Here is a 12,559-nt window from a genome sequence, read left to right as displayed (position 1 = left end):
AATAATTTGTATGTGTTGATATCACTTACTTATACCGTCTATTAATAAAGAAAATTGGCTATATAATAAGCATTTAAATAGACGATTTATTCATGACTGGTATGGGCAACATAAGAGACGTAATACCATTCCCTAGAACTCCTAAAAACGCTGAATTCTAAGGGATACATGGAATTGATGAAATCTTAATTTATAGTAATTATAGCGATTTGCCACCGACTTGATACCGTAAGGTTTAACTCGGTGGTAAATTGCTATTTTATATGTTTTCAAAAATATCGCGACTTTTCAAGAAAAATCCTCTGTAGAATGCGCATACGTCGTATCTAAAGTAATAATAATAACACCTGCACCCTAGCAGGTGTTATTATTATTGCTAACGAAAAAGGAATATAGTAAGATTAAGTATACGAATATATTAGGAGGATTGTAACAATGTTAAATTTTGAATATTTTACACCAACTAAAGTAGTTTTCGGTAGAGATGCTGAATTCCAGGTTGGGAAGCTGATAAAAGAGGGAAATTATCAAAAGGTATTAGTTCATTTTGGAGGAATAAGTGCAAAAAAATCTGGACTACTAGATCGCGTTTATAAATCATTGGATGAAGCTGGTATAACATATATAAGTGTTGGGGGGTTGTGCCAAATCCAAGATTATCTAAAGTATATGAAGGAATTGAAATCTGCAAAAAAGAAGAAGTGGATTTTATACTGGCTGTTGGAGGAGGAAGTGTTATAGATTCATCTAAAGCTATAGGCTATGGAGTTGCAAATAGTGGTGATGTATGGGATTTTTATGAGGGAAAAAGAGTGCCTAAATCATGCTTACCAATTGGCAGTGTTTTAACATTAGCAGCGGCTGGCAGTGAAATGAGTAATGCTTCTGTAATTACAAAGGATGAAGGAGGAGTAAAGCGAGGTTGCAATTCAGAATCAAGGTGTGTATTTGCATTAATGAACCCTGAGTTAACGCTTACATTACCACAGTATCAGACAAGCTCAGGTTGTGTAGACATATTAATGCATACTTTAGAACGTTATTTTTCAGCAGATAAAGGTATGGAGTTATCAGATGGCATAAGTGAAGCACTTTTGAGAACTGTTATTAAAAATGCAGAAATTCTAATAAAAGATCCAAACTGTTATGATGCAAGGGCAGAAATCATGTGGTCAGGAAGTTTATCTCATAATGGATTAACAGGTTGTGGGGCTTTGGGGGATTGGTCTTGCCATGAATTAGAACATGAATTAAGTGGAATGTTTGACGTAGCACACGGGGCTGGTTTAGCTTCGCTTTGGGGAAGTTGGGCTCGATACGTATTAGATACAAATCCATCTAGATTTGCCATGTTTGCAACTAATGTAATGAAGATTTCATCTGAAGGAAAAGATGACAAGACTGTAGCTATAGAAGGTATTGAAGCTATGGAAGATTTTTTTAGAATAATTGAAATGCCAACTTCTATTAAGGAGCTGGGTGTAGAGTTATCTGATTTTCAAGTGAAAGAGTTGGCTTATAATTGTAGTTTTCAAGACACGAGAACTATAGGAGGTTTTAAATCCTTAAATAGAAATGATATGGAGAATATTTACACTATGGCTAAATGATATTAATAAGATGTAACAAATAGAAATTTAAACAGCTATTTCTATTTGTATGTTATTACTTTCATTGCACGACATAAAGAAAAATTTTAACATAAAAAAAGACAGAATTAACTGTCTTTTTTATGTTAAAGTATATAAGTTCGCAAATATATGGTTATAAAAAAATGCATGTCGAATTTCATCGGATATAATGGTGAAAATTAAATCTCTATAGTAAAGACTAGGTATTCCAAACATGATAATTCTATTTCTTTTAATAGATTCTAACGTTCTAATAAATTCAGCTGTAATCTCTTCTTTAAAATCTTTGGGTTCATCAAATTCTTTTTCTATTATAGTTGAAGTGTTTCCAGTGATTTGGTAATACATAATTTTTAATACATTATTATGATTAATCTTATCTTCTTTTATTGAAACCAGGAAATGCCTTATATGATCTCTTTGTTCTGAAGTTAGTTCAGATTCCGGAATATTGTCAATTAACCATTGATAATATCTGTTAATTTTTTCATCAGATTCTACAGAATTTCCAATTGAATATATTGATTTTTCCAAATGAATTGGGTTTGGATATATTTCATCATACATAATAATCCTCCTTATGATTTTACTATATTTATATGCTCCAACTATTGTTTTAGATTCTTTAAGCTTAGGGAAACCATAATTTACCATAATGTTTTTAAAGTAAGATGATGAGATATAATTTTTATAGTGGTAATTATATTTTACGCTCTGGTGGTTTGAAGTAATAATTGAAGGAATATGTGTCGTTAATAAAGAAGCTTTGTAGTAGAAAATGTATTTACAAAAACTAAATAGTATGCTAATATCAAAAAGCTGTAAGTAAATTTTTATTAAAATGGGAGTATTAATATGAAAAAATTAGGTAAATTTGGGATAGGTGTTATAATATCCGCTGTTGTATTTTCTGGAGGAACAGTTTTAGCATTACAATCTTCAGTTGATTGGAATTCGATCATTTCCAAAACAGAAAGTATAGTAAACGATCTAGCTAGTCGTTTAAAAAGAAGCAAGACTGAGAATGAAATTTTAGAGAAAAAAGCGGGTCAATTACAAAAAGATAAAGATGAATTACTGTTGGATAAATCAACACTTGAGACTAAAAAACAGCAATTAGAAAATGAGTTGAACTCATTGCGACAAGGAAGCCAATCATCAGTAGAAGAAATTAAAAATTTAAAACAACAGTTGTTAGATAAACAAAATGAGATTCAACAGAAAATAAATGAGATAAAAGAGAAAGCAAAAGAGATCTCTGAAAAGTCGAATGAGGTAAGTAGAGCAAAAGCTGAGACGGATCAATATAAAACAGAGTCTGAAAAAGCTAAGTCTGAACTAAATAGTATTAAGGATAGATTAAGACAGATGGAAGAAAATACTAAGAATGTTTACGAGGATGCTATCAAATAGTATTTATCTTTACGTAATTAACGGATAACAAATTAATACATATTAAATTTACCTAATAATATAAAATATTAGATTGTTTACAATACCTTATTTATTGTAAAAATATAAATATAATGGGATACTTAAGAAAATAAATAGCGTCAAGATATCCTGTATTAAAGGGAATTAATGCAAGAATATTGTAAAGGAGTAGCAAAATATGCTACTCTTTTTTTATTTTAAGGTTTCTATATATTGCTCTGTTTTGCAGTTATGTTACTACACATATTGTAAAATCAATTTCCATTAATCCCCTATAGAATATTATCTATCTTAAAGTATATAATAGAACATATATTCGGAACTAACGTTCTATGAATGAGGTGCATTTTATGGAAAGGGTAATTATACATTCAGATATGAATAACTTTTATGCAAGCGTAGAGTGCTTGTATAATCCATATCTTAGAGAGAAGCCGTTAGCAGTAGGAAGCCAAGGAGACAGTAAGTATGGAATTATATTGGCAAAAAACTATATAGCTAAAAAATACAAAATAACCACAGGAGAACCTATCTGGCAGGCTAAACAAAAGTGTCCTGGATTAGTAATTGTACAGGCAAACTATCAACAATATCTTAGATTCTCTAGGTTAGCGATAGATATTTATAAAGATTACACGGATCAAATAGAATCATTTGGATTAGACGAGTGCTGGCTTGATGTTACAAGCAGTATAAAGCTATTTGGGAGCGGCGAAGAAATCGCGAATCGAATTAGGAATAGAGTCAAGAAAGAATTAGGGCTTACTGCATCAATCGGAGTTAGTTTTAATAAGATATTTGCAAAATTAGGTAGTGATATGAAAAAACCAGATGCGACAACAGTTATTTTACCAGAAAACTTTAAAGATAAGGTCTGGAATTTGCCAGTCGAGGATTTGCTAAACGTTGGGCGATCAACTAAAAAGAAATTTATTAAATTTAATATCAATACTATAGGTGACTTAGCAAATTCTAATCCAGACTTCTTAAAGAAACATTTAGGTGTTAGAGGTGTAGATTTATGGAAGTTTGCAAACGGTCTAGACGATTCACCTGTAGCCAGATTAGGCGATAACTCGGAAATTAAAAGTGTAGGTAATTCTATTACATTAAAAAAGAATTTGACTAAAGATGAGGAAGTAAAGATTGTATTGTATAAACTTACAGAGAGTGTAACAGAAAGGCTTAGAAAACATTGTTTTGTATGTAGTACTGTTCAGATAACTATTAGAAATAGTAATTTAGAGTGGTATGAGAGACAAGGAAAATTGACTATTCCATGTAATACAACTCCAGAAATTTTTGATAAAGCATTTGATCTATATAAAATACATCACCAGCCATTTATACCGGTTAGAAAGTTAGGCGTAAGAGCATGTGGTTTGTCTACATCCAATTATGTACAATTAAGTTTCGGGGATAACTTCAAGGAAATAGAAAGACACGAAAAGATAGATAATACTATAGATAAATTAAGATATAGATTTGGGCATTATGCAGTCCAGAGATGAATTACTTTAGTAGATGATGAACTATCGCACATTAACCCAAAAGAGGACCACGTAATACACCCTATTGGGTATAGATAGAAGAAGCAAGCAAGGTATTGATACTACTAGCTTAATTGTTTAGTATAAGGTATATATCTAGACTTAAATAATTGTGATTTATTTTAATCTTCTCTTATATAAGTAATTTTACAAAAAAATATTGACCATTTTGGGAACATTATTTTTTCGCATTAAAAATGAACATTGACGCATCTTGATTCATGAATATTTCCTTTCCTCGATAAAAAGTTCGAACGCTAATATCTTTAAATCCTACCCTTTCAGCTTGGTTATAAAGTTCTTGATGAGTAAAACCATTATGGACTTTTTCATGATTGATCTTTTCATTTTTATCGAAATCAACAATTATAAGTTCACCTTCTAAATTTAATAATTTATAAAGGGATTCGAAAAGTATCGATGTTTTTTGTACATGCAGTAAAACTAAAGAAACTATTATGAAATCAACTTTTACATCGGGCAAATCCTCCGTACTAAAATCTCCAACCATAGTACTGCCATTATTTACTTTTATCTTTTCGATCTTTTGATTAACTACATTGATCATTTCTTCTGAAGAATCTACAAACAATATAGATCTAAATTTATCTGTAAGCTGTAATCCGACTAAACCAGTTCCACAACCGTAATCAAGCGCTTGTTTGTCAGAAGTATTCTTCAGTTCTTTTCTCAATTCTTTAGTTATAGTATTTGCTAATTCAATTCGACTATCTATATCATACTTTTTTGCGATATTATCAAATAAATTCATTAATTATTCTCCTTTATAATTATTTACAATTCATATTAAATTTAAAGTTATATAAATTATAACATTTATTATTGTATATTTAATTATAAGATAACACTAGTGTTGTAATTATATTAAATAAATGAGTTGTTTTTATAGTTTAAGTTCTATAAGCGCCAAATTAAATACTACTCTTTTCTTATGTGTAAATTTACAGATATTACATATACTAAACCTAAAAATATAAACTTGAGGTGATTGGTATGGCAGTAGCACATAAATCGGCTATATCTGTTGGGATGATATATATTCCATGCGGATTGTATAAAACAACAAGAGATATAAGCATAAATTTTAATCAGTTATGTAAAGACACACATCAGAGGATTAAATATAAAAAATTCTGTGGAGATTGCGGTAAAGAAGTTAAAGCACCAGACATTATAAAAGGGTATGAATTTGAAAAAGATAAATATGTAACAATAACATCGGATGAATTAGAAAAGATAAAAACTAAGAAAGATAAGACAATCCACATTATCCAATTTTCAAAAATGAGCGAAATAGAAAATATACACTACGATAAAAACTACTATATAGTTCCTGACATAGGTGGAGAGAAGGCATATGAGTTGTTTAGGCAATCTATGCTAAAACAAAAGAAGGTTGCAATTGCAAAAACAGTACTCGGAACAAATGAAACGCTTATTGTTTTGTATCCGACTAAGGAAGGTCTTATCGCAAAGACACTGTTCTATGCAGAGGAAGTACAAGAGATGCCTAAATCTAAAGGTAAAGCGCAAGTAGAAAAGTCAGAGTTAGATATGGCAAATAGCTTAATAGAATCTATGACTAAAGAGTTCGACATAGCGGCATACCATGACGAATACCAAGAACGTCTACGAGATGCTATAGAAAAGAAAATTGCAGGCCAAGAGATCATATCTGCGGATAGTGATAAGCCTAACAACGTAATAGATCTTATGGAAGCGCTTAAAAAGACTGTAGATATGGCTCAGAACAACGATTTAAAAACAGGGACTAAGTAAATGGATTTATTCGATAAAAAAGGCATAAGACCCATGCTAATTTCAGAGTTGAAAAAAGCATTTGATTCTCCAGACTATATATTTGAACTTAAACTTGATGGTATACGTTGTATTGCATATTTAGATCCAGAAAATAATAGTTCGGAATTAATAAATAAGAGAGATTTTAAATTGTTGCCGCGTTTCCCTGAGTTAAATGAGATTCACAAACAAGTAAAGAAAAAGTGCATATTAGATGGAGAATTAATTGTATCAAAGAACGGAGTACCAGATTTCTTTGATATACAAAGAAGATCAATGATGAGTGATCCGTTTAAAATTAGATTAGCTTACAAGCAACATCCTGCTAGTTTTGTAGCCTACGACATAATATATATAGACGGAGAACTAACAACAGATTTAGATTTAATAAAACGTAAGAAAATTTTAGAGAAGACAGTAAAAGAAAACGATAGAATTGCGATATCTAGGTATATAGAAAATAACGGAGTAAAACTATTTGAACTTGCTAAACAGCAGAAGTTAGAAGGCATTGTTGCAAAATTAAAAGGTAGTAAGTATTTATTTGATAAAAGATCTAAGGATTGGATAAAGATTAAATTCTTAGAAGATATGGATTTTGTAGTTTGCGGTTATATATTAAAAGAAAATAATATGGCTAGTTTAGTTATCGCACAATATGGAAATGATGGAAAATTAGCTTATAAAGGTCATGTTACTCTAGGAGTAAGTTTGAGTAAATTAGAACAATATAATTATAAGATAGCTTCTAGTCCAACGATACCACATGTTCCAGAAGGAAATGAGAATGCTGTTTGGCTAGAACCTACGTTAGTTGCGACCGTAGAATACATGCCAAACGATAAAGGAGCATTAAGACAACCAGTTTTAAAAGGTATTAGAGAAGATAAATTGCCAATAGAATGTAGAGAAAAGCAATAAGGGTGGTTTGTAAGTAGAAACTTGAACTAAAAATATATAATAAAATAATAGTTTAAAATGTGTGTCATTATTTAAATATACTTGTTTAAAGGGCACACATTTTTTGTTTTGTGAACATACATGTAAATATACACGATAATTGTTAAAAGATTATTTGTGTATATATTGGGTATGTTTATAGCGTATCTAATTTTGCAACTTTGGGGGTGGTAGAGTGATCTATAAGGAGATAAATTTTAAACAGCTAAAGGATATGATAAATTCAAAAAAGGATATTTTATTGTTAGACGTAAGGTCGAGTGAAGATTTCAATATCAAAAAATTAAAAAACTCAGTAAATATTCCATTACAAGACTTATATCATGATATAGATATAATTGAAGCCTATAAAGATAAAGTAATTATAGTGTACTGTTACCACGGGTATAGAAGTGTGACAGCATGTAATATTTTGTACGATTTGGGTTTTAGATATCTTTATAATCTAAAAAACGGCATTGATAACGAGATTTAGCGGTTATAAAGTAGATTAGTTAAATTTATAGGGGTGTCCTATAATAAATCTATATTGCTTTAAGAATATAGTTTTATTATAGGACATCCCTATTTTAAAGCAAAAAAGTATTGAATTTTATAATATATTGACAAAGTTGCATTGATTTGGGAAAATTTATATGAGGAAAACAATCATTAAGGTGGGGGAATATTGTTATGAAAAAAAATTTAAAGTTAGTAGCATTACTTACAGTATTTTTAAGTATTGCTCTGGTATTTGTCGGATGTATAAGGCAAACACCTACTAAAGCAACAGAGGAATTCTTCGATCAAATATCAGAAAATGATTTTTATGAGGATATAGAAGATTTTATGAACTTTGATGATGAAGAAATGACGCCAGAGCAAGAAGCTGAATTTCAAGAAGTTATGGTTGACGCCCTTAAAAATATAAAAGTAGAAGTATTGTCTGAGAAAGTGGATGGTGACACAGCTACGGTTAAAGTTAAACTAGCTGGAGTTGATTTTGCAGATTTAACTATTAAGATTTTTAAAGAGTCGTTAAAAGATTATTTAAATGGCAATAATGATGTAGAAAGTGATATAAATAAGCTATTTATTAAAAAAATAAAAAATGCAAAAGTTACTGAGCGTGAAGGAACAATTAAATTGAACCGAGAAGATAAGCAGTGGATAGTGGATGTAGAAGATAAAGGCTTTGAAAAACTAGTAATAGGTGATATAGATAAGTTTGAAGAGCTTATGAACTCATTTGAATAGAAGAAGAAATTTTGTTAATGAAACCAAATAGTCAATTATTATATAAAGTTGGGTGATGCTTGTTGGATAAACTGAGTATGAACGATATTGATAAAATTGTATTTTTAAAGAATACAAGTACGTATACAAAAAATAAATTTTTAGAGTTAGCGCAATTAAAAACATACAGAAAAAAGCAGACAATAATACATGAAAAAGAAGAAGTAGATAAAGTATATGTTCTTATAGATGGAAAGGCGTCTATATCGAAGATGAGTGAGGATGGAGAACTCAAAATAATTTTTATTCTAAACAGTGGAGATTTAATAAATGAGATATCGTTTGAAGAGAAACATACATCTACAGTAACTTGCGAAGCATTTGAAAAATCACTAGTAGCAGATATAAGTATAAAAGATTTTGAAGGTATGATGAAGAAAGATTTTAAACTAACTGCCAATGTATTTAATTACACTGAAAAAAGAATGAGAAGACTTTACAGACAATTAAAAAATTCTATATCTCTTAGGGTAGATAAGAAGCTTGCTGCAAAACTATGTAGGTTGAGCAGAGAGTTTGGAATTGAAGATGGAGAGTGGACTTTTCTAAATCTAAATATCACGATTACATATTTAGCCGATATGCTTGGAACAAAGAGGGAGACTTTATCAAGAGCGATGAAGACGCTTCAAGAAAATAATTTAGTAAGGTTTGAAGGCAAACAGATTTACGTTAAAGCTGATAAGTTGGTCAAGTATTTTAAGGAATAGTTTGTAATAGATAGAAAATTTATTACATTGATAATATGTTAAATAACATATAAATTACTATGTTAAATAATAGGGTGTTTTAAAAGAGTAGTATCTTAATGATGTGTAATACATTTAAGAGATACTACTTTTTAATTTTTGTACTTATTCAGTTTCGCAAATATAGGGAGCTTTTAAAGTTATTTTATAGCATGTGATATTAATCACAGAAATAAACTTAAGAGAATGATAAAATTTTATTTAACAATATAGATATTAAATGAGAAGGGGTGGTTGATTATGAAGATAAAAATAGATACAACTGAATTAGATCGTGCATTAGAAGAACTGAGCAAAGAGTATAAAATATTTGCACCGACTGTAAAGCCATTTAAAGGCACTTGTTCTGACACTGATCTTATATCTTACAGTGAGATAGAGAGATTTGATGAGATTGAGTTTGAAAGGAAGTCAAACTATTCTCCTAAGGAGACGATTTTACCTATTAACCAGATTCTTTTTTATTTTACTGAAGATCAGTATAATGAATCCAATACAGATGATAAGAAGTTACTTGTATTTATGAGATCGTGTGATATTCATGGAGTTAAAAGAATTGATCAAATTTACCTTAATAACGGCAATGAAGAAGATTATTTCTACAAGAGAATTAGAGATAAAGTAAAGTTTGTTTTAATAGGATGCAAAGAGAGTTTTAGAAACTGTTTCTGCGCAAGTATGGGATCAAATAAAACTGAAGATTATTCAATAGGGATGAATTTAGATAATGATTTTATATACTTGGATATTAAAGATAAAGATCTAGAAGTTTTTAACGGTGAAAAAGTTGATTTTGAGATGGATTTTGTGAAAGAAAACAAGATATCTATCGAAGTCCCTCAAAATATAGATGTAGAAGCTATAAAAAGTGATTCACTTTGGGAAGAGTACGACAAGAGATGTATAGGGTGCGGAAGATGTAACTTTGTCTGTCCTACGTGCACTTGCTTTACAATGCAAGATATTTTTTACAAAGAAAACCAAAATGCTGGTGAAAGAAGAAGAGTTTGGGCTTCTTGTCAAGTAGAAGGATATACTGATATAGCTGGAGGTCATTCATTTAGAACTGGTCAAGGGGACAGAATGAGATTCAAAGTTATGCATAAAATAAACGACTTTAAAAGTAGATTTGGTTATAACATGTGTGTTGGCTGTGGAAGATGCGATGATGCCTGTCCAGAGTATATATCGTTCTCAAGTTGTGTTGAGAAAATAGACAAAATCGAAAAAGAAAGAGGAGGTAAATAGTATGGAAAATAAATATATCCCTGAGAAAGCAAAGATTCTTGACATAATAAAGCATACAGAGAAAGAGTGGACTTTTAGAGTAGAGAAGAATTCAGATAAGGTACTTCCTGGTCAATTTTACGAAATATCAATACCAAAATTCGGAGAAAGTCCAATATCAGTATGTGGTTTTACAGACGAGTATATAGACTTTACAATTAGAAATGTAGGAAAAGTAACTAAGGAACTATACAACTATAAGATCGGCGATAGTTTGTTTGTAAGGGGACCGTACGGAAATGGATTTGATGTGAATCTATATAAAGGAAGAGAACTTATTATAGTTTCGGGTGGAAGCGCTTTAGCACCAGTTAGAGGTATTGTTGAACATTTTTACAACAATGTAAACACATGTGAAAAATTAAATTTAATATCAGGATTTAGATCTCCAGAGGATGTGCTATTTAAGGACGATTTAAAAAAATGGGCTGATAAGTTAGATGTGCTTGTAACTGTAGATGGAGCTAGAGAAGATTACACAGGGAATGTAGGCCTAGTAACTAAGTATATACCGGAACTTGAGATAAAAGATATCGATAATGTCTCAGCAGTAATAGTCGGGCCTCCGATTATGATGAAGTTTGCAATAGCTGAAGCAAAGAAACGTGGTATAGCAGAAGAAAATATTTGGGTTTCATATGAAAGAAAGATGTGTTGTGGTCTAGGAAAGTGTGGACACTGTAAAATTGACGACAAATACATTTGCATAGATGGACCTGTGTTTAATTATGCTGAAGCAAAAAATTTAGTGGATTAGAGGTGAAAATAATGATTAGAGATTTAAATACAAGAAAAGTAATGAAAAATGCTTATAGAATAACCAAGAATAAATATATGACTTCTTTAAGGGTTAGAGTTCCAGGGGGATTAGTAGATTCGGAAAGTTTAAGTGTAGTTTCAAAGATTTCTACAGAGTACGGAGATGGTAGAATTCATTTGACTACAAGACAGGGATTTGAAATACTTGGTATAAAGATGGAAGATATGGAAGAAGTAAATAAACTAATTCAACCTGTTATAGATAAAATGGATATAAATCAAGCGGAGAGAGGGGAAGGATATCCAGCAGCTGGAACTAGAAATATAGCAGCATGTGTTGGAAACAAAGCCTGTCCAAAGGCACAGTACGATACAACAGAGTTTGCTAAGAGGATCGAAAAAGCAGTATTTCCAAATGATCTACATTTTAAGGTAGCCTTAACTGGATGTCCAAATGACTGTATAAAAGCCAGATTAAACGATTTTGGTATAATAGGAATGGCACTTCCGGTTTACGATATGGATAGATGTGTAAATTGTGGTGCTTGTGTTAAAAAATGTAAAAAGGTATCAGTAGGAGCTCTTAAAATTGAAAATAACAAAGTGGTTAGAAACGAAGAAACTTGTATTGGATGTGGAGAATGTGTTTTAAACTGCCCAACCTCTGCATGGACTAGAAGCAAAAATAAATACTATAGATTAGTTATAATGGGAAGAACTGGAAAGAAAAATCCTAGACTCGCAGAAGATTGGCTTAAATGGGTTGACGAAGAAAATATAATAAAAATAATACTTAATACTTACAAATATGTTAAAGAATATATTGCAAAGGATGCTCCTAATGGAAAAGAGCACATAGGATATATTATAGATAGAACTGGCTTTATGGAATTTAAAAAATATGCTTTAGAAGATGTAAAGTTCACAGAAATTACACATATGAATGATAATATATATTGGAGTGGAATTAAGTATTAATTTAATTAATATAAAGTCATATATTTTTAATAAAAATATATGACTTTATTGTTTGGTAATTTATTGTATACTTGTGTATATAGATATAATAACAATGATTATTATAAAAAAGGAT

The 12,559-nt window shown here is 30.4% G+C and carries 13 protein-coding genes and 1 pseudogene; 12 read left to right on the top strand and 2 right to left on the bottom strand.

The genetic code is table 11. The features are described 5' to 3' along the window. Positions 1 to 435 precede the first annotated feature (435 nt). Positions 436 to 899, top strand: a pseudogene (locus T473_RS20230) (iron-containing alcohol dehydrogenase); the annotation flags it as partial. Next, positions 873 to 1,610 carry a hypothetical protein gene (locus tag T473_RS20225; RefSeq protein WP_465220254.1) on the top strand — a complete coding sequence of 246 codons (738 nt, stop codon included), beginning with the start codon at positions 873 to 875 and terminating at the stop codon, positions 1,608 to 1,610. The pseudogene T473_RS20230 and the gene T473_RS20225, both read left to right, overlap by 27 nt. Positions 1,611 to 1,730: 120 nt before the next feature. On the opposite strand, the gene T473_RS0106015 is transcribed toward T473_RS20225, so the two are convergent. Beyond that, positions 1,731 to 2,198: a hypothetical protein gene (locus T473_RS0106015; RefSeq protein WP_024621090.1), complete on the bottom strand. Its 468-nt coding sequence runs from the start codon at positions 2,196 to 2,198 to the stop codon at positions 1,731 to 1,733. A gap of 288 nt (positions 2,199 to 2,486) precedes the next feature. On the opposite strand from T473_RS0106015, the gene T473_RS16340 reads away from it, so the two are divergent. Continuing rightward, positions 2,487 to 3,044, top strand: a complete 558-nt coding sequence (locus tag T473_RS16340) for a hypothetical protein (protein ID WP_024621089.1) — start codon at positions 2,487 to 2,489, stop codon at positions 3,042 to 3,044. Between the two features lie 371 nt (positions 3,045 to 3,415). Next, the gene (gene dinB / locus T473_RS16335) at positions 3,416 to 4,576 is read left to right on the top strand and encodes a DNA polymerase IV (protein WP_051365878.1); all 1,161 of its coding nucleotides are present in this window, start codon (positions 3,416 to 3,418) and stop codon (positions 4,574 to 4,576) included. A 217-nt stretch (positions 4,577 to 4,793) separates the two neighbouring features. Here the strand turns inward: dinB and T473_RS0106000 are convergent, their stop codons facing one another. After that, positions 4,794 to 5,387, bottom strand: coding sequence for a class I SAM-dependent methyltransferase (locus T473_RS0106000; protein WP_024621088.1), 594 nt, complete (start codon positions 5,385 to 5,387; stop codon positions 4,794 to 4,796). A gap of 242 nt (positions 5,388 to 5,629) precedes the next feature. On the opposite strand from T473_RS0106000, the gene ku reads away from it, so the two are divergent. The 8 genes from ku (at position 5,630) to asrC (ending at position 12,444) form a co-directional block, all read left to right on the top strand. Continuing rightward, positions 5,630 to 6,415 (top strand): non-homologous end joining protein Ku, encoded by a 786-nt coding sequence (ku, locus tag T473_RS0105995; RefSeq protein ID WP_024621087.1) that lies wholly within the window; start codon positions 5,630 to 5,632, stop codon positions 6,413 to 6,415. Next, positions 6,416 to 7,357: an ATP-dependent DNA ligase gene (locus T473_RS0105990; RefSeq protein ID WP_024621086.1), complete on the top strand. Its 942-nt coding sequence runs from the start codon at positions 6,416 to 6,418 to the stop codon at positions 7,355 to 7,357. Between the two features lie 214 nt (positions 7,358 to 7,571). Beyond that, positions 7,572 to 7,871, top strand: coding sequence for a rhodanese-like domain-containing protein (locus T473_RS0105985; RefSeq protein WP_242825871.1), 300 nt, complete (start codon positions 7,572 to 7,574; stop codon positions 7,869 to 7,871). 197 nt (positions 7,872 to 8,068) lie between these two features. Continuing rightward, the gene (locus tag T473_RS0105980; RefSeq protein ID WP_024621084.1) at positions 8,069 to 8,632 is read left to right on the top strand and encodes a DUF5105 domain-containing protein; all 564 of its coding nucleotides are present in this window, start codon (positions 8,069 to 8,071) and stop codon (positions 8,630 to 8,632) included. A 62-nt stretch (positions 8,633 to 8,694) separates the two neighbouring features. Further along, on the top strand, positions 8,695 to 9,381 hold the full coding sequence (locus T473_RS0105975) for a Crp/Fnr family transcriptional regulator (RefSeq protein ID WP_024621083.1): 687 nt from the start codon (positions 8,695 to 8,697) through the stop codon (positions 9,379 to 9,381). 279 nt (positions 9,382 to 9,660) lie between these two features. After that, positions 9,661 to 10,668 carry an anaerobic sulfite reductase subunit AsrA gene (gene asrA, locus T473_RS0105970; protein WP_024621082.1) on the top strand — a complete coding sequence of 336 codons (1,008 nt, stop codon included), beginning with the start codon at positions 9,661 to 9,663 and terminating at the stop codon, positions 10,666 to 10,668. A gap of 1 nt (position 10,669) precedes the next feature. Continuing rightward, complete coding sequence (gene asrB / locus T473_RS0105965) at positions 10,670 to 11,464, top strand: anaerobic sulfite reductase subunit AsrB (protein ID WP_024621081.1); 795 nt, start codon at positions 10,670 to 10,672, stop codon at positions 11,462 to 11,464. 11 nt (positions 11,465 to 11,475) lie between these two features. Then, a complete protein-coding gene (gene asrC, locus T473_RS0105960; protein ID WP_024621080.1) occupies positions 11,476 to 12,444 on the top strand; it encodes a sulfite reductase subunit C in 969 nt (322 codons plus the stop codon). The last annotated feature ends 115 nt before the right edge of the window (positions 12,445 to 12,559 follow it).

This window comes from Clostridioides mangenotii TR (assembly GCF_000498755.1).
Taxonomy (GTDB): Bacteria; Bacillota; Clostridia; order Peptostreptococcales; family Peptostreptococcaceae; genus Metaclostridioides; species Metaclostridioides mangenotii_A.
Note: the sequence above shows the minus strand (reverse complement) of the source record. Positions and strands in the feature narration are given on the sequence as shown.